The sequence below is a fragment of the Bacillus sp. FDAARGOS_235 genome (genome assembly GCF_002073415.2).
In the GTDB taxonomy this organism is placed as follows: domain Bacteria; phylum Bacillota; class Bacilli; order Bacillales; family Bacillaceae_G; genus Bacillus_A; species Bacillus_A toyonensis.
Window position 1 is genome coordinate 1,802,663 of record NZ_CP020437.2, and the last position, 18,386, is coordinate 1,821,048.

The 18,386-nt window shown below is 36.6% G+C and carries 19 protein-coding genes and 2 pseudogenes; 8 read left to right on the top strand and 13 right to left on the bottom strand.

The window, feature by feature from the left end:
* Positions 1-7: 7 nt before the first annotated feature.
* From fabH to A6J74_RS11025, 4 genes are all read right to left on the bottom strand, one after another.
* Positions 8-940, bottom strand: coding sequence for a beta-ketoacyl-ACP synthase III (gene fabH / locus A6J74_RS11010; RefSeq protein ID WP_001100553.1), 933 nt, complete (start codon positions 938-940; stop codon positions 8-10).
* A 244-nt stretch (positions 941-1,184) separates the two neighbouring features.
* Positions 1,185-1,361: a ComZ family protein gene (locus A6J74_RS11015; protein ID WP_001003338.1), complete on the bottom strand. Its 177-nt coding sequence runs from the start codon at positions 1,359-1,361 to the stop codon at positions 1,185-1,187.
* Between the two features lie 64 nt (positions 1,362-1,425).
* Positions 1,426-2,298 (bottom strand): NAD-dependent epimerase/dehydratase family protein, encoded by an 873-nt coding sequence (locus A6J74_RS11020; protein ID WP_000486174.1) that lies wholly within the window; start codon positions 2,296-2,298, stop codon positions 1,426-1,428.
* A 29-nt stretch (positions 2,299-2,327) separates the two neighbouring features.
* Positions 2,328-3,062, bottom strand: coding sequence for a lipase family protein (locus A6J74_RS11025; protein WP_000028709.1), 735 nt, complete (start codon positions 3,060-3,062; stop codon positions 2,328-2,330).
* A 156-nt stretch (positions 3,063-3,218) separates the two neighbouring features.
* On the opposite strand from A6J74_RS11025, the gene A6J74_RS11030 reads away from it, so the two are divergent.
* On the top strand, positions 3,219-3,401 hold the full coding sequence (locus A6J74_RS11030; RefSeq protein WP_001211112.1) for a YjzD family protein: 183 nt from the start codon (positions 3,219-3,221) through the stop codon (positions 3,399-3,401).
* A 36-nt stretch (positions 3,402-3,437) separates the two neighbouring features.
* Here the strand turns inward: A6J74_RS11030 and clpB are convergent, their stop codons facing one another.
* Positions 3,438-6,038 (bottom strand): ATP-dependent chaperone ClpB, encoded by a 2,601-nt coding sequence (gene clpB / locus A6J74_RS11035; RefSeq protein WP_000365397.1) that lies wholly within the window; start codon positions 6,036-6,038, stop codon positions 3,438-3,440.
* A gap of 210 nt (positions 6,039-6,248) precedes the next feature.
* Entirely contained in the window at positions 6,249-6,428 is a 180-nt protein-coding gene (locus A6J74_RS11040) for a YjzC family protein (RefSeq protein ID WP_002093816.1), read from the bottom strand.
* A 492-nt stretch (positions 6,429-6,920) separates the two neighbouring features.
* Here A6J74_RS11040 and A6J74_RS11050 point away from each other — a divergent pair, with 492 nt between their 5' ends.
* The 3 genes from A6J74_RS11050 to A6J74_RS11060 all read left to right on the top strand — a co-directional run bounded on the left by A6J74_RS11050 (position 6,921) and on the right by A6J74_RS11060 (position 8,173).
* Positions 6,921-7,730, top strand: coding sequence for a Cof-type HAD-IIB family hydrolase (locus tag A6J74_RS11050; RefSeq protein WP_000043171.1), 810 nt, complete (start codon positions 6,921-6,923; stop codon positions 7,728-7,730).
* A gap of 104 nt (positions 7,731-7,834) precedes the next feature.
* On the top strand, positions 7,835-7,975 hold the full coding sequence (locus A6J74_RS11055; RefSeq protein ID WP_000516816.1) for a hypothetical protein: 141 nt from the start codon (positions 7,835-7,837) through the stop codon (positions 7,973-7,975).
* Positions 7,976-8,173, top strand: a complete 198-nt coding sequence (locus A6J74_RS11060; protein ID WP_000527396.1) for a DUF3813 domain-containing protein — start codon at positions 7,976-7,978, stop codon at positions 8,171-8,173.
* A gap of 25 nt (positions 8,174-8,198) precedes the next feature.
* On the opposite strand, the gene A6J74_RS11065 is transcribed toward A6J74_RS11060, so the two are convergent.
* Positions 8,199-9,056, bottom strand: coding sequence for a YitT family protein (locus A6J74_RS11065; RefSeq protein ID WP_000364440.1), 858 nt, complete (start codon positions 9,054-9,056; stop codon positions 8,199-8,201).
* 100 nt (positions 9,057-9,156) lie between these two features.
* Between A6J74_RS11065 and A6J74_RS11070 the strand changes: the two genes are divergently transcribed.
* Both A6J74_RS11070 and prsA read left to right on the top strand, forming a co-directional pair.
* The gene (locus A6J74_RS11070) at positions 9,157-9,288 is read left to right on the top strand and encodes a DUF3941 domain-containing protein (RefSeq protein WP_001120851.1); all 132 of its coding nucleotides are present in this window, start codon (positions 9,157-9,159) and stop codon (positions 9,286-9,288) included.
* 129 nt (positions 9,289-9,417) lie between these two features.
* The gene (prsA, locus tag A6J74_RS11075; protein ID WP_001214219.1) at positions 9,418-10,275 is read left to right on the top strand and encodes a peptidylprolyl isomerase PrsA; all 858 of its coding nucleotides are present in this window, start codon (positions 9,418-9,420) and stop codon (positions 10,273-10,275) included.
* 68 nt (positions 10,276-10,343) lie between these two features.
* Here the strand turns inward: prsA and A6J74_RS11080 are convergent.
* The 3 genes and pseudogenes from A6J74_RS11080 to A6J74_RS11090 all read right to left on the bottom strand — a co-directional run bounded on the left by A6J74_RS11080 (position 10,344) and on the right by A6J74_RS11090 (position 12,890).
* Positions 10,344-10,929, bottom strand: a pseudogene (locus A6J74_RS11080) (hypothetical protein).
* Between the two features lie 11 nt (positions 10,930-10,940).
* A pseudogene (locus A6J74_RS11085) lies at positions 10,941-11,784 on the bottom strand (RHS repeat domain-containing protein); the annotation flags it as partial.
* Between the two features lie 251 nt (positions 11,785-12,035).
* Positions 12,036-12,890: a CvfB family protein gene (locus A6J74_RS11090; RefSeq protein WP_000281281.1), complete on the bottom strand. Its 855-nt coding sequence runs from the start codon at positions 12,888-12,890 to the stop codon at positions 12,036-12,038.
* Positions 12,891-13,120: 230 nt separating this feature from the next.
* Between A6J74_RS11090 and A6J74_RS11095 the strand changes: the two genes are divergently transcribed.
* Positions 13,121-13,612, top strand: coding sequence for a YajQ family cyclic di-GMP-binding protein (locus A6J74_RS11095; RefSeq protein ID WP_001040146.1), 492 nt, complete (start codon positions 13,121-13,123; stop codon positions 13,610-13,612).
* Positions 13,613-13,651: 39 nt separating this feature from the next.
* On the opposite strand, the gene A6J74_RS11100 is transcribed toward A6J74_RS11095, so the two are convergent.
* Together A6J74_RS11100 and A6J74_RS11105 are read right to left on the bottom strand one after the other, a co-directional pair.
* A complete protein-coding gene (locus A6J74_RS11100; RefSeq protein WP_001169968.1) occupies positions 13,652-13,879 on the bottom strand; it encodes a hypothetical protein in 228 nt (75 codons plus the stop codon).
* Between the two features lie 10 nt (positions 13,880-13,889).
* Positions 13,890-15,185 (bottom strand): alpha-amylase family glycosyl hydrolase, encoded by a 1,296-nt coding sequence (locus tag A6J74_RS11105; protein WP_000412001.1) that lies wholly within the window; start codon positions 15,183-15,185, stop codon positions 13,890-13,892.
* Between the two features lie 218 nt (positions 15,186-15,403).
* On the opposite strand from A6J74_RS11105, the gene A6J74_RS11115 reads away from it, so the two are divergent.
* Complete coding sequence (locus A6J74_RS11115) at positions 15,404-16,636, top strand: ammonium transporter (RefSeq protein ID WP_080609498.1); 1,233 nt, start codon at positions 15,404-15,406, stop codon at positions 16,634-16,636.
* Positions 16,637-16,908: 272 nt separating this feature from the next.
* Here A6J74_RS11115 and katB read toward each other — a convergent pair whose 3' ends face one another.
* The gene (gene katB, locus A6J74_RS11120) at positions 16,909-18,375 is read right to left on the bottom strand and encodes a catalase KatB (protein WP_001069169.1); all 1,467 of its coding nucleotides are present in this window, start codon (positions 18,373-18,375) and stop codon (positions 16,909-16,911) included.
* Positions 18,376-18,386 lie beyond the last annotated feature (11 nt).

The following is an 18,386-nucleotide window of genomic DNA, read 5'->3' on the forward strand; positions in this document are numbered from 1 at the left end:
TCAATCCTTATTTACCCCAACGAAGAGCTACTGCTCCCCATGTTAATCCACCGCCGAAACCAACAAGTATAATTAAATCGCCGTCTTGAATACGTCCATTTTGCAATTCCTCTACCATTGCAATTGGAATGGAAGAAGCTGATGTATTACCGAACTTTTCAATTGTCATACTCATTTTTTCTTGTGGTAAATTTAATCTTTCTCTCGCAGATTCCATAATACGAATATTCGCTTGATGTGGTACTAAGAAATCCACATCCTCTTTCGTAAGACCAGCTTTATCTAACACACGAAGACAAGAATCTCCAAGTTGACGAACAGCAAATTTAAAGACTTCTCTGCCATTCATCATAACATACTCGTCTTGATAAAGATGCTTGCCGCCACTTCCGTCTGCTCCTAATTCGAAAGATAAAACGCCTCTTCCTTCTGAAACAGCTCCCATTACGATAGCGCCAGCTCCGTCTCCAAATAGTACTGCTGTGTTTCGATCATTCCAGTCTACAATTTTAGATAGTTTATCACTACCAACTACTAATACATTTTTATAAGTTCCAGTTTGAATAAATTGCTGTGCTGTAATCATTCCGTACATAAAACCAGCACACGCTGCACTTAAATCCATTGCCGCTGCGTGTTTCGCTCCAATTGCCTCTTGGATCACACAAGCTACTGCTGGAAAAGCACGATCTGGCGTTACTGTTGCCACTAAAATAAGATCGATATCCTCTCCGCTAATCCCTGCATCTTCAAGTGCTTTTTTAGAAGCCTCTACGGCCATATATGAAGTATCTATTGTCTCATCGGCAATGCGTCTCTCTGCAATTCCCGTTCTCGTACGAATCCATTCATCGGATGTATCCATTACTTTCTCTAAATCGTGATTTGTGACTACTTTTTCTGGCACATATCTTCCGATCCCTAAAATGCCCACGTTCACATCGCAGCCCTCCGTTTTATATCAATTATTATGACTTGGTACTAATTTTAAAACATAAATTTACTTTTGTCTAGAATATATTTCAGCTAAAACAGAAAGCTAGCGTTTTATTCTCTTTATTTTTCAGTAAAAACAACGAAAACATACCTTCCACTATTCTTCCCCTTACTTCGCTCGAAATATAAAAAGACCCGAACCGCTTCTACTCACGGTTCGAGCCTCTCTCCCCTCAAAAAGAAGGGTTTTATTCTTTGTCTGCTTTCCCAAGCTCATATGCTTCATTCATAACTTTCATTAATAACTCTAACACTGGTTGTGCCTTCTCCATATCAAGCTCAATTCCATTCGAATCTAAAATTGCCTTTGCCTCTGGTAAATGCTTCATTGCGATTTGTAAAAATTGCATGCTTTTTTCGTTCATATTATACTCTTCCTCTCCTTTAAAACTTTCAATTCATAATCCATACAATAGTGTAACACGTGCACTATCCTTCGTATAACTCTTTATATTTTTTCATATGTGCCAATTGTTTATTTAAACCGTATTCTAACGGGGTATTTCTTTTTATCGGAATATCCTCGGCCGCTTCATCTCTTTCTTCCTTATTATTTTTATTCACTTTATCATCTGCACGTAAAAGATTCATCCCTTTTTCCCATAACGACCGTTTACCACTAAGTAAATTGTATATACCGAGATGCTCTCCGTTCGTTCCATTTCCCCATAAGTATTCGCATACATCTTCAATGTAAAGTAAATCGCTTCCTTTTTCCTCACTCGTACAACGGCACTCTTTCTCATCCAGTTCTGATAAAATGAGCTGATGATACATCATAAAGGATGGTTGCCACGGACCATATAATGTAGGAACTCGAAATACACTATATTGTAATTCCCCTTTTTTTAACCCTTCTTCTACTTTCGAAAATAGGCGTTTATTTTCGGATTCCCCTGTGCATCCTACCTCAATAGAAGAAATTAGATTTAGCTTTACTTTATTTTCTTCACACATTTTTATAATCCGCTTTAAATATTGTAATATGACTCTTTCATTCCGAAAGCCACTTTGCTGGTTTGGTTCACACAAACAAAAGTATACTGCATCGAAATTCTCTTCCTCTACTGATCTCCATCCATCTTCATCTCTTATTGGATAGTACGTAAATAAAGCGTTTCGCCCAATTAACAATAACTTCTCTTCATTAATTTTTGTCATACTATCATATTCATCAAAATCAAGACCATACACTTCTACTTCTTCTGCAATCATTTTATTCACAAGGTGATAACCTACAAACGTAAGTGCACCTATAATCAGCACGCGTTCCATACCACCAACCCTTTCCCCTTGAAACAAATAGCTCCTCATTTATGTATATGGGAGCCTCACAATTCTTCTTCATATTTTTTAAAGAAATCCGTTGTTTGTCTAACCATTTTATATTTCACATCTTGGAGATGGAATAAGACAGAAGTATCACATTGATTGAATTGCCTCATTTTCTCGTATTTACGTAACAACTGTTTTCTTCCTCTTTTTTCTTGTGTTGATACGAAAATTTTAACAGGTACACAAGACGGAAGAAGCGTAAAAGATTTCTTATTTATTTTTGATTCTAATTCTTCTTCTTTGGAATCGTACGCCAAACTTAATTCCTTCACTAATCTTTTGTAAAAAAACTTATGCTCTTTTTCGAACTCCACATATTCTGGCAAATCTAAACACGGATTTAACATAATGACAGAACGTATACTTTCAGGGTATTTGTTCATCATCTCAAGCGCTACAAGCGCACCCATACCATCTGCCATAATGTGCATTTTCGTATTTAATGTCTCTTTTCTCAAAACAACATCATATAAACGTTTCGCTAGACGAACAGATTGGTCATTCCCCCAGTGTCTTCCATATAAATTAGAAGAAAAGACCGTGTAGCCTTCCTCAATAAGGCCATGTAAAAAATAAGATCTTCCCGCATGCTGTGTCCATAAACTTGTACCATTCTCAATAAAGTAGTTGTAATCACCGAGGAGCATAACTGAAAACCCATTTGGCTTCTCCGGTAAATAAATGACACATGGTTCTTTTTCTAAGTAAAAAAAACGTTCCGTAATACTCATTTTTCCCCCGCCTTATTTTCTAAACGTATAAAACCACTCTTTTATAATGTATGAACGTAATGCAAATTTGCGTTGAAAAATCTACAAATATTTTTCTATATTCTTTTTTCAATTGTGTTACAATAAGGACAGATTGAACGAATAGAGGTGTAAAATATGCGTTTCATTTGGGCATTAATTTGGTCGTTCGCGCTTGTACATATGATGAGCTACGTAATCGGCTCTATGACTGGCGGTACATACGATTTTAACCAAGCGTCTATTTTCTCAGTTGTTCTTGCGGTATTAGTATTAGCGATTTCAGCTGCAATTCCAAACGAGCCAGTAGAACAACACTAAAAAGAGTCCGGATTTTATCCGAACTCTTTTTTATTTTCATTTCACATGAACAACTAATTCGTTATTTTCTACATCAACAACTACGTGACTATTATCCGTAATTGTGCCTGCAATTAATTCTCTCGCTAATTTCGTTTCCACTTGACGCTGTACGTATCGTTTTAATGGACGAGCTCCGTACATCGGATCAAAGCCAGCTTCTACAACAAATTCTTTTGCAGAATCCGTTAATTCTACCGTAATATGACGGTCAGCTAAACGACCTTGTAATTCTTTTACAATTTTATCAACAATACCTTTAATTTCATTCGTTGTAAGAGGCTTGAATAAAATAATTTCATCGACACGATTTAAAAACTCTGGTCGGAAATGTCCTCTTAATTGTCCCATGACAAGTTCTCTTGATTCCTCTTTAATGGAACCATCTGCTTCTAATCCATCTAATAAATGAGCAGATCCAATATTTGAAGTCATAATAATAACCGTGTTTTTAAAGTCTACTGTACGTCCTTGCGAATCTGTAATGCGTCCATCATCTAACATTTGTAATAAAATGTTGAATACTTCTGGATGCGCTTTTTCGATTTCGTCTAACAAAATAACGGAATACGGTTTACGTCTTACTGCTTCCGTTAATTGACCGCCCTCTTCATATCCAACATATCCAGGAGGTGCACCAATTAAGCGTGACACAGCATGTTTCTCCATGTACTCAGACATGTCGATGCGAATCATTTGCTCTTCACTATCGAATAAAGACTGCGCTAACGTTTTTGCAAGTTCTGTTTTACCAACACCTGTCGGTCCTAAGAAAATGAAGGAACCAATTGGACGGTTCGGGTCTTTAATACCAGCGCGTGCACGAAGAACTGCGTCTGATACTAAACTTACCGCTTCCTCTTGTCCGATGACACGCTCTGATAAAATTTGCTCTAAGCGTAGTAATTTCTCACGTTCACCCTCAACGAGTTTTGCGACAGGAATACCAGTCCAGCGTGAAACGATATCAGCAATTTCTTCTTCACTGACTTCCTCGCGTAATAAACGATTTTCTTGTTTATTATGTGCGCTCATTTCTTCCGCTTCTTTTAATTCTTTTTCAATTGCAGGAATTTTTCCGTGACGAAGTTCAGCTGCTTTATTTAAATCGTAATTACCTTCTGCTTCTTCTAATTCACGGCGCAGACGCTCTAAATGTTCACGTAAGTCACGAACTTTGTGAATATCTTCTTTTTCTTTCTCCCATTTCGCTCTCATGCTACTTGCAACTTCTTTTAAATCCGATAATTCACGTTGCAATGTTTTCAGACGTTCTTGGCTACCAAAGTCCTTCTCTTTTCCAAGAGCGGCTTCTTCAATTTCCAGCTGCATAATACGGCGCGTTACTTCATCTAATTCTGTTGGCATAGAATCAATTTCTGTACGAATTGTTGCGCACGCTTCGTCAACAAGGTCAATTGCTTTATCCGGTAAGAAGCGATCTGAAATATATCGATCTGATAAAACAGATGCTGCTACAATCGCGCGGTCATGAATATTTACACCGTGATAAATTTCAAAACGCTCTTTTAAACCACGTAAAATGGAGATTGTATCTTCAACAGTCGGTTCCTCTGCTAATACTTGTTGGAAACGTCTTTCTAACGCTGGGTCTTTCTCAATATATTTACGATATTCATCTAATGTCGTTGCCCCGATACAATGCAGTTCACCACGAGCAAGCATCGGTTTTAACATATTCCCTGCGTCCATCGCACCTTCTGTTTTACCAGCACCGACGATTGTATGAAGTTCATCAATGAATAATAAAATACGGCCTTCACTCTTTTTAATTTCATTTAATACAGCTTGCAGGCGCTCTTCAAATTCACCACGGAATTTTGCTCCGGCTACAAGTGCACTCATATCTAATGCAAAGATTGTTCTATCTTTTAACCCTTCTGGTACATCTTTTTTCACGATACGCTGTGCTAATCCTTCAACAATTGCTGTTTTACCAACACCTGGCTCACCAATTAAAACAGGGTTGTTTTTCGTTTTACGTGAAAGAATGCGAATAACGCGGCGAATTTCACTATCTCGTCCGATAACAGGATCAATTTTCCCTGCTCTCACTTCCGCCACTAAATCACGGCCATATTTTTCTAACGCTTCATAAGTTGCTTCTGGATTTTGACTAGTCACTCTTTGATTCCCCCGAACTGTCATTAAAGACTGTAATAAGTTATCTTTCGTAATATGCAATCTTGTAAATAAATGATTGATATCGCCTTTTTCTTCAGAAAAAGCAAGCAATACATGTTCTACTGAAATGTAATCATCCTGCAGTTTTTCTGCTTCTTTCCCTGCTCTTACAAGCAGTTGCTGCAGATTGCTTGTTATATACAATTTCCCAACTTCTGCTCCGCTTCCCGTTACAGAAGGTTTCTTTTTAATTACATTTTCTACATCTTGCTTCAATGCTTCTATATCAACATTCATTTTTTGAAATATACGTACTGCTAATCCATCTTGCTCCTCTAATAATGCAAGTAATAGATGAACAGTATCCACCTCTTGGTGATGATGAGATACCGCTAAAGATTGGGCACTCATAATCGCCTCTTGTGTTTTCGTTGTCATTTGATTTAAGTCCATCTTTACAGCCCTCCAAAAGTTTGACTTTCTTTGACCTTTGATTTGATTATACGCCAACTTACTTTTTTATACAATAAATTTGCCTATGTATTTTCAAACTTATTATTGGAAAAAGAAAAAGGGAGCATTCATTATGCTACTTAAAAAAGTACAGTAAATGAAATTATATTATGTAACAAAAAAAAGCCGCAATAAAGATTGCGGCTTCTGTTACGGTTTTCTTTTATATGTCCACTGACGGTTATGATTCGTGTTATCTGGAAACTTTTCACCGGCATTTAATTGTACCATTTGCGGATTTTTTACCATACTTCCCGTTTCACCAATTTCTACGTAAACGCCATCATTTGGCGCTTTTTGTCCAGAACGAAACCTGCGATTTTGTCCCATCTTCATTCTCCTTCCATGACGTCTTGCCTCATTAGTATATCCATTTTAAAAGAAAGCTTTTCTGTCATGTTTAGGAAACAAGTACTACAGTTCACCGATTTACAATATATATAATTACACAAGCTTAAGCAGGGATTACTTCCTTACTTGTAGAAAAAAAAGAAACCAACCTACCTGTAGGCTAGCTTCAAAGGAGAGTCAAACATATACGAGAAGATTACATGTTTATTATAAGCCTCCTCATACGGGCAATGTAACCCTTTTCACAATTTGTACATAATGAAAGAAACATTGTTTGAACTTTCTAAAAAAATATTGACTTTTCTTGATTTCCAACGAGAAATAGTAGACACCACCGTACTTTGCGACGTAAGATGGATATATAGTGAACTTTCCATCTATGGTGGTCTCACCCAGTCTAACCTCTTATTTCTGCATATTAAAAACGGAAATACAGATAGATACAAAAAAATTATTATAAGAGGTGAAATTATGAGTAAACAACATTTAATCGCATTAGACTTAGACGGCACTTTATTAACAGACAACAAAATAATTTCCACTCGAACGAAACAGACAATTACAAAAGCAAAGGAACAAGGGCATATCGTCGTCATTTCAACAGGACGTCCATTCCGTGCTAGTTTTGATTATTATAAAGAACTTAATCTTAATACACCGATTGTAAACTTTAATGGTGCTTACGTGCATCACCCTCTTGATTCAAATTGGGGCACACATCACTCTCCACTTGAGCTAGCAACAGCCCAAGAAATTGTCCGAGCTTGCTTTGATTTCGGCGTAAAAAATATATACGCTGAAGTGATGGATGATGTGTACGTTCGTGAAATTGATGAAGATAAAAAACACATTTTCGAATTTGGTTCTCCAAAGATTTTCACAGGAGATTTATTAAATATTTTAAACGACCATCCGACTTGTTTATTAATTGACGCACACGATGATCATTCCGTTGCAATTCGTCAACACTTAACTGATATGCACGCTGAAGTGATCGATCATAGAAAATGGGGCGCACCTTGGCCAATTATTGAAATTGTAAAAAGTGGATTAAATAAAGCGGTCGGATTGCAAAAAATTTCTAGTCATTACAACATTCCAAAAGAGCGCATTATCGCTTTCGGTGATGAAGATAATGATTTTGAAATGATTGAATTTGCTGGTCACGGTATCGCAATGGGTAATGCAATACCTGAATTAAAATCACTCGCCAATCATACGACATTAACAAATGAAGAAGATGGCATCGCTCTATATTTAGAAGAGGTTCTTGGATTGTAATCTAAAAATTCCCTGCTTATAGTTTCTCGCCAAACGCTCATACTATAATTAGACGCCGAGTTAACGCGTCAATTGTTTTCAGCTAAATAAAGGGGGTTTTTCGAATGGGTAAAAAGAACAAATCAAAACGTTTTATCCAACAAGGAGCCGATGCTGTTATGAAGCATGATGCAAGATTCCCGTACAGAGGTACATTAGCTGAGGCAGAAAAAGCGAGAAGTAACTCTTCTTTTGGAGGGGTTTAAATGGGGAACTTACTATTCCAACAAGCTAGAGATGCTGTTGCAAATGCCGTATCTTGTTCAAGCGGCGCTGAACAACAAGATCTCGTATATACAGCAAAAAACGCTTTGCAATCCGCTTACGCAAACTCTTCAACTGCTGAGAAAGTTCAGCTACGCGAGATGCAGGAGCAGTTGCAAAACATTACGAATTTGCATTAAAAAAGAGGACCAGCTTTGGTCCTCTTTAATCTTTTCGAAACAATCCGAATACCCCGACCGTTTGCAGTATATTTGTGAACGCACCTGGGTCTACTTGTTTAATAACCCTTTCTAATTCGTACAACTCGTAACGAGTAATAACCATCATTAACATTTCCTTATTTTCATTTGTGTAAGCACCTGTTGCAGGTATAGTTGTAATCCCTCTCACTAATCGTGAGTGAATCGCCTTTCGTACGTCTGCACCATTTTTCGTAACGATTAACGCTGTTATTTTCACATGGCGAGTATGGATGGCATCAATAATTCTCGTTGATACATATAAAGTTACTAACGTATATAACGCTTTCTCCCACCCATATACATAACCCGCAGCGATAATAATAATTGCATTAAAAAAGAAAAAGTATGTACCGACAGGTTTATCTTTTATCTTAGATAAAATCATCGCAATGATATCTAAACCACCTGTAGAAGCACCCCATTTTAATGCAACCCCTACCCCAATCGCTGAAATAATGCCGCCAAAAATTGCATTTAGTATAATATCGTTCGAAACCGCTCGAACTGGGATAATTTCTAAAAACAAGGTCATAAATATAACGCATAGAAAACTAAAAAACGTAAAAGCCTTCCCAACCTTTTTCCACGCTAAAATAACGACAGGAATATTAAATAAACTAAACAACACCCCTGTAGATATATGAATAGATAAAAAATCACCTAATATTTGTGATAGTAATTGAGACAATCCAGCAAAGCCACTCGCGTACACTTTCGCTGGTGTTAAAAACAAATTCATTCCAATCGCATTTAATAAACCTGCGATAATTACAACGATTAATTTCTTAATAAGTTCGGTATAATTCAACTTCAAATCCATCTCTAATCCACCTTTACCCTTCATAAATGCACCGCTATACATAGTCTTTACGAAAAAGGAAATGATAAACGTACAACGTTTAGAAATGGAGTTGATACATATGCCACATACGAGTGATAACGACAAAAAAGCTCGCGATAATAATGCAAAACGCACGCAAAAAAATGAGCAAGAGCAAAAAAATATTCAGCAGGGCAAGCGCGCATATTCCAAGAAGACTGATCACCTTTGATCCCATCGTACATCAACATAATTGTTGATGTACTTTTTTTACATTTCACAGGAAAAAACATTAAAAATTCACTTCATGTTCACTTCTATATTCTACAATAGCGATAACATATTCGGATGAGGTGTTAGCATGAGAGGGAAACATATTTTCATTATTACTGCACTAATAAGTATATTAATGCTTTCTGCTTGCGGACAAAAGAATGGATCAGCTACAGTCGCTACAGCAACAGACTCAACCATTACGAAGAGCGACTTCGAAAAACAATTGAAAGATCGTTACGGAAAAGACATGCTATACGAAATGATGGCATACGACGTTATTACAAAAAAATATAAAGTATCTGACGATGATGTAGATAACGAGGTCCAAAAAGTAAAAAATCAATTTGGAGACCAATTCAAAGGATTTTTAGAAAACAATCGTTTAAAAGATGAGGCTGATTTCAAAAATCAAATGAAGTTCAAACTCGCTCTGCATGAAGCCGTTAAGAAAAGCGTTACAGAAAAAGACGTGAAAGACCACTATAAACCAGAAATTAAAGCGAGTCACATTTTAGTAAGCGATGAAAATGCAGCGAAAGAAATAAAGAAAAAACTAGACGCTGGTGCTTCATTTGAAGAATTAGCAAAACAAGAATCACAAGATCTACTATCAAAAGAAAAAGGCGGAGACCTCGGATACTTTAATTCAGGTACAATGGCGCCTGAATTTGAAACAGCTGCCTACAAACTAAAAGTTGGCGAAATTAGCAATCCCGTCAAATCAACGAACGGCTATCACATTATTAAATTAACTGATAAAAAGGATTTAAAGCCTTACGATGAAGTGAAAGACTCCATTCGTAAAAACTTAGAAGAAGAACGTATCGCTGACCCTACATTCAGTCAAAAACTATTACAAGACGAATTAAAAAAGGCAAATATTAAAATAAATGATAGTGAATTAAACGATACATTTTCTCTTATATTTGAGCGGGGAAACTAAAAAAAGCACGGTCTTATTTAAAAAGATAAGACTGTGCTTTTTTTATTTCATGTTTTATTGCTTGTATTCTAGCCTATGATACATTCTTCTGCAAAGCAAACAAATACTTGCTTTTCCGAACGTAAAGATACTATATAATACTCATCTTCAAAATGCCCTACTATATAACCCATTCCCCCCGCCAGTTCAATTGTTTCTTTATTGAAATATACTCTTGTCCGATCAAATTTTATATGTTTTATAATACTCTCTAATTCATTTTCGTTTACTTCCTTTTCAGAGAAAAGGAACATGAGGCTTCCCTCCATACATACAGGAGAAATCACATCGAAAATATCAGTTGCAGGATCATTCTGTTTTATTAAAATTGCGCTCTTTACGGTCGACTTTTTCCAGTTTAACTCTTTTAATTCTTTTTCCCAAATATAATTTTGCACCTTTGTTAATTCTTCTTGAACCCCTTCACAATCCACTAAAAGATATAAATGAAATTTCGACATCATTGTTTCCATAAATTGTTCCATGCTTGTATCAACATCAACTATATATCTATTAATCGTTGATAACCAATTCAAAATTATCATGTTCATCTAACACTAGAAAATATTCGTTATTTTCTGTTGCAGGTTTGTGTATTTCAATATATTTATCCATATTTTCTCCTTATATCCGAATGGATTGGCCGCTGCGATTCCTTTCGCTTCGCTCTTTAGGACGTTACCCCATGCATCATATTCATAGCTTGCGACTATTTGTCCGTCCTTGTCGGTCATTACTATTACGTCACCGCGCGGGTTGTAGTGGTAGTATACCGATTGATCTTGGATTTTCATTGCTAGGCGGACACCGTCTTTGTTGTAAACGTATTGACGGAGGACTTTTCCGTTCCCGCCTGTTTCGTATAGCGGGTTAATGCTGTCACCGTCGTAGAAGTAACGGGTTACTTGTCCGTTTACGTTCTTTTCAATACGACGGTTTTCGTTGTCGTATTGAAAAGAACGGTTTGCCTTCCCCTTTTTTCGTTACAGCAACAAGTTGGTCTGCTTCGTTCCATGTGTATGTGTATTTCCCATCAGATGTACGGTTACCATTTGCGTCATACGTTAACGATTCGTTTCCGAATTTTAGAAGTTGATTTCCTTCGTTAAATGTTGCGATTACTGATTTCGTCTCTTTTCCATTTTCTGTTATTTTCACACTCGTACGATTGCCAAATCCATCATACGTGTAGTCTCTAACTGTTCCATTTGGTGTAGATTCTTTTAATAATTGATTAATTGGATCGTATACGTAATTTGTTTCCGTTATTTTCCCATCAGAACTTTCATGTTTAATCTTCGTACGATTTCCTGTTTTGTCATACTCATATTTCTCTAATAGTAGCATTTGCTTTGGTGTTTCAATAGCTAAATCCGATAGTTTCCCTGTTTGATCATAATTATACGTTACACCAGCATCATTCGGTGCGATATACGTACGTACGTGGCCATTCTCATCTGTTTTCATTCTTACAATTAACAATTTAAAGAATTTTCTGATGATCTTCAATATAAAAACGACAATATTGTGTCTTTTTTCTAAAAATGTATATTTTCAGACAATTTACCATTTTATATTCTTTTTTCCTTATAAATACAGTAAAATATTTGTAGATTAAACGTTTTATTACACCTTATTTACTTTTTATCTACTTTATAATAAAAAAAGAACTATTTTTTCTCTTAAAAATTTAGAGAAAAAATAGTTCTTTTTCATTCACTTTATTTCTTAAAGTAAGTCCAACCTTCTTCTTGGTAAATCTTTTCTTCTTTCATCATTTTACCAAGCGCACGCTTAAACGCAGCTTTACTCATATTGAAACGTTCTTTAATGTCTTCTGGGTGGCTCTTATCCCAAAACGGCATTGCTCCGCCTCTTTCTTCCATATATTCATAAATTACTGCAGCATCATCTTCCATTCCTTCTTCTTTACGAGGAAGAAGTGAAATGTTGATTGTACCGTCATCTTTCACGTCAATAATACGACCTGTTACACGCTCACCGATGCGGACTTGTTCTTTTCTTTCTGTATGGTGTAAGAAAGCACGGAAATGCTCATCAGTTAGTATGAATGAACCAACTTGAAGTGAACGATACACACGTCCATTGACGTTTTTATTACGCATAGATGGCGTCGCATCTACGATAATTTCTTGCATATCACTGTCTCTTGCTGGAAGAGCGATTAAACGATCACGATTCGTTAATTTTAACGTACAATATAATTCGTCGCCTACTTCTGGCCATACTGGCATATAAATCGGGAACTCATCAAGTGGAATTAGTATATCTTTTGATACACCAATATCAACAAACACACCTAAACTAGGAATAACTTCTACAACCTTTACCCAATTCCAATCATGTGTTGTAATAATTGGCTCCTTCATTGTTGCTGAAATACGATTTTGGTGATCAAGGTATAAGAATACATCAATTGTATCGCCTTCTTCAATTTCTCCAGCTACTTCATTTTTATGTAGGAAAATTTCTTCCTCTTCATTCCCAACCATATATCCGATTTCCGTTTCGCGTAAAACAGTTACCTGTTCAATCGATCCTAATTGCAAATACATATTTTTTAATTCCCTTCTATATATATAAAGTTATCTTTTTTATCATTCCAAACAAAAGTTAATTATAACACGATTTTTCCTTTATTTGTCCAACTGCCCAAAATTCACTATAATAAAGTGAGGTTACATGAATATCAGTATGAAAACACTTAAGTCTAAGCTCGTTTTCAGCTATACTTTAGTATGTACAGTACATAAAAAGATTAGAAATTTATTTGGAGGTGCTAACTATGGCAAAAGATAGTTCTTTTGACATCGTTTCGAAAGTAGAATTACCTGAAGTAACAAACGCAATTAACATCGCATTAAAGGAAATCCAAAACCGATATGACTTTAAAGGAAGTAAAAGTGATATTAAACTAGAAAAAGAAGTACTTGTTTTAACTTCTGACGACGAGTTCAAATTAGACCAAGTAAAAGACGTTTTAATTTCTAAACTTGTAAAACGTAACGTTCCAATTAAAAACTTGGACTATGGAAAAGTGGAAGCTGCGACTGGTAACACTGTTCGCCAACGCGCAACGTTACAACAAGGTATCGATAAAGATAACGCGAAAAAAATTAACAACATCATTAAAGAAATGAAATTAAAAGTGAAAACACAAGTACAAGATGATCAAGTACGTGTTACAGCGAAAAGCCGTGATGACTTACAAGCAGTAATCGCAGCCGTTCGCAGTGCTGACTTACCGATTGACGTACAATTCATTAACTATCGCTAAAAAGAAAACTCCTCTTAATTAGAGGAGTTTTTGTATTTATTAAGAGCAGCACCATATCGCTTTATCAAATGATTTTTTCGGAATATATACTTTATCATTTTCGATTTTGTATTGAATATTATTTTTCTTAAGAGCTGCTGTGTCAACAGAATGAATACTATCACCCCACCGAACAAATTCCCTATCGTCACCGATGTCCCCAAAATACAAACTTACAAATACGATAAGAAGACATGAACATAGAGCGAGCAACTTCTTTTTCTGCAAATATCTCACCTCATCTACGTTTCCTTTTAACCGCAATTAAAAACGCAATAAATAATACGTTCACACCGACGATTAAGGAGATAAATAACCAATTCACACCTGTTTCTTTACTAACAGTATACACATTCGATTCTTCACGCTTTAAAACGAGATAGAACTTCCCGTTTTCTTCTCTTATAATTTCGTCTTCTAACAATCCTCTTAACTGTTGTTTTTCACCAATTGCACTTGCAGGTAAGGAAACTTTTTGTGTTTCTTTCGTATTATTAATTGCTACTAATGTTACTTCATCTTTGTACTTTCGTTTTAATATACTCATTCCATCTTTATCATATAAAAGTTCAAACGTACCACGTCGTAAAGATGGTCTCATTTGTCTAAGTTCGCCAAGCTTTGTTATGTGCTGCATAAACTTTTCATCTGATTTAAAATCCATTAATCGGCGATTATCCGGTACGCTTCCTCCATCTAATGCGATTTCAGTTCCGTAATAAAAATTCGGAATCCCTGGTGATGTTAATAAATAGGTAAGAGCTAGTTTCAAACGTGATGGCGGATAATACATATTTTCTTTTGCGATACGTGCAAACCTTTTTGTTTCTTGATTATCTAAAAACGTAACAAACTCCTCTTCTTTTTTACTCACATCATATAACGATTTCACCGATACATCCGCTTCGGAAAACGATTCTACTATTTTTTCATTGTATTCACTATCTTCTTTTGTCATAATACGAAAATCTTTCTTTATCACTTGCATATCCTTTTGAACGTCACCCCAGAAAGAACGCGGCTTTTTTTCACTATGTATTACATAACTTCCATCTAAATCGACTTCTTTTACCCACCATTTCATCGAGTCGATTACTTGTTGTTCGTTTTCTCCAAATGGAAATTGAAATACAACTTTCATTCCTTTTTCGTGAGCTTCTTTTACAAGCTCTTTCACATCATTTTCTGTTCCGAAATGTTCATTTACTTTTTGAAAATTTCGCACGTCTAATCCATCATACTGTCCACTTTCAAAAAGCGGCGAAAGCATAACAGTCGTAAAACCCATTTCTTTTATATAATCCAGCCTTTTTATAATCCCTCTTATATCTCCGCCCTGATAACCTTCTAAATTACCAACGTCTAACTGCTTGTCATTTTTCGGTTCTCCATTATTGAAGCGATCAATCATAATCGAATATATGACTTCATCTCGCCACTCTCTTTTTTCATCTGCAAAAGTATGTATTGGTACAAACAAAACGACAGCTAAACAAAAACAAATGAATAGGTTCCTAGTCCATATTTTTTCCACACGCATCCCCCAAGTTTTTTAATTGTAAGAATATTATACCAATTATCCAAGCAAATCGCATACGCTGATTTCATTCCTTCAAAAATACATAATGTTAGATTTTCTTACATGATTAATAAAACTTTCTAAAAATTCAGTTGATTTTCACCTCAATTTCGAATATGATATGAAACATAACAAATAATGTAATATTTTCTAACATTATAGGAGGGGATTGAATGAATACGGGAGATACAGTTTTTATGTTTATAACGACAGTAATGGTCATGTTAATGACACCAGGATTAGCACTTTTTTACGGAGGCATGGTTCGTAGTAAAAATGTATTGAGCACAACGATGCACAGCTACAGCGCAATGGCTATCGTCTCAATTCAGTGGATTGTAATCGGTTATTCTTTATCTTTCGGATCAGATTGGCACGGACTTATAGGCAATCTCGATTGGTTCGGCTTAAACGGAGTTACCTACGCACCAAATCCAGACTACTCATCTACTATTCCTCACAATTTATTTATGATGTTCCAACTCATGTTCGCTATTTTAACTCCAGCTTTAATTTCAGGTGCATTCGCTGAAAGAATGCGTTTTTCTGCCTTTCTTATTTTTATTCTTCTATGGACAACACTCGTTTACAATCCCGTCGCTCATTGGGTATGGGGCGTTGGCGGATGGCTAAGAGAACTTGGCGCGTTAGACTTCGCTGGTGGTAATGTCGTTCATATCACTTCTGGTGTTGCTGGTCTTGTATTAGCAATTTTCCTCGGAAAACGAAAAAACATAAACGGTACCTCTCCTCACCATTTACCATTTACGATGTTAGGTGCAGGTTTACTATGGTTCGGGTGGTTCGGTTTTAACGTCGGGAGTGCATTATCATTAAACGACGTCGCTTTAACTGCATTTATTAATACAAATATAGCCGCCGCTGCCTCTGCTCTAACTTGGATGCTATCTGAATGGTTCTTCCAATCGAAACCGACTGCGATGGGAGCTGCTTGCGGGGTTGTTTCCGGTTTAGTCGCAATTACGCCAGCTTGCGGATTTGTTACACCTTTCTCCGCCCTTCTTATCGGAGCAATCGGGGGCGTATTATGTTTCGGTGCTGTCTTCTTCTTGAAAACGAAATTTGGGTACGACGATACACTTGATGCATTCGGATGTCACGGCATCGGAGGAACTTGGGGCGGTATTGCAACTGGACTTTTCGCAACTACTACTGTAAACGGTGATGGCGCTAACGGTCTGTTTTACGGAAACGCAGCTTTACTATTTAAACAACTTGTCGCAATCGGAGCAACATATGCATTCACAATTATAATGACATACGCCATTATTAAAGCGATCAACTACTTCCTCCCTGTTCGGGTAGATGAGCACGAAGAACATATGGGACTTGATATTTCGATGCACGGTGAGAAGGCTTATGAGTATACTGAGCGAGTGAATTAAAAAAGAGATGCAATCTACTACTAGTAGATTGCATCTCTTTTTATTATACTGTCGGTGGTATACCCTAGTTGGTATATTCATGAATATATCAGCGATTATTCGGATATATCGACGATTTTTTAAATATATCAGCGATTCTTTCATTATATCGACGTTTCGACACAAAATATCGATTTACCAACAAATTCCGACATGATGAAAACGAAAAATACCCCGTGTAAAGCTTATTTTACACATAAAAAGACGACCGAAAACCGGTCGTCTTTTTCTATTTATTTCGGAGCATTCCCTACATATTGCGTAATATCAACATTTAACGCTTGAGCTAAACGCATACCGTACTCTTGATCTGCACGGAAGAAGTTACAAACAGCTAATAATTTCGTGCGCTCATTTACGTCTTTTAAGTCGTTTGTTAAGTTTGCAATTAAGTTATCTTGCTCTTCTTTAGAAAATGAACGGTAACGCTCCCCTGCTTGTTTGAAGTCATTTGGTTTCTCAATTTTTTCACGAGATACGTAGCCTTCTACTTTCATAGTTGAATCGCGGTAAGTTGGATCTTCAACCGGATTTTCCGTATGACGGCTCGGTTCGTAGTTTACCGTAGATGGGTTTTGATTTACTTGCATTGCACCATCACGTTGTTGGTTATGAACAGCTGCATATGGGCAGTTTACAGGAATTTGTAAGTAGTTTGCACCAAGGCGATAACGCTGTGTATCTGGGTAAGAGAATAAACGTCCTTGTAATAATTTATCTTCAGATGGTTCAATACCATTTACAGTTGCACTCGGAGAGAACGCCACTTGTTCTACTTCCGCGAAGAAGTTTTTCGGATTACGATTTAACGTCATTGTTCCTACTTCCATTAATGGGAAACGATCTTCGGGCCATACTTTCGTTGGATCTAGTGGATCAAAGTCTAAAGAATCCGTTTCATCTAGTTGCATCACTTGTACGTGTAAATCCCACTTCGGATAATTTCCTTTTTCGATTGCATCGAACAAGTCACGAGTTGCATGGTTGAAGTCTTTCCCTTGCACTTCTTGCACTTCTTTTGCATTTAAGTTACGTACACCTTGCTGTGGTTTCCAGTGATATTTAATATAGACGATTTTACCTTCTGCATTAATCCATTTAAATGAATGGACACCGAAACCTTCCATTTCACGATAACTCGCTGGTGTACCGTAATCAGAAAATACCCACGTCATCATATGTGTAGATTCCGGACTTAACGTCATGAAATCCCAGTAACGATCTGGCGTTTGAATGTTTGTATCAGGTGCTGGTTTTAAAGAATGCACCATATCAGGGAATTTAATTGCATCACGAATGAAGAAGACTGGTAAGTGGTTACCTACGATATCGTAATTTCCTTCTTCTGTATAAAATTTAACAGCGAACCCACGTGGATCACGAGCTGTTTCCGGAGAACCTTGACCATGAATAACCGTTGAGAAACGAACAAATACAGGCGTTTCAGTTCCTTCATTTTGTAAAAATGCGGCTTTCGTATATTGCTTCATGCTGTTTTTCGTTACGAATACACCGTGAGCACCTGCACCACGCGCATGCACAACACGCTCTGGAATACGTTCACGATCAAAATGTGCAAGTTTTTCTACTAAATGATAGTCTTCTAACAATACCGGTCCACGGCGACCAGCTGTACGAGAGTTTTGATTATCTCCAACTGGAGCACCTTGGTTTGTTGTTAAGCGATTATTTGGATTCATCTGGGGATCCT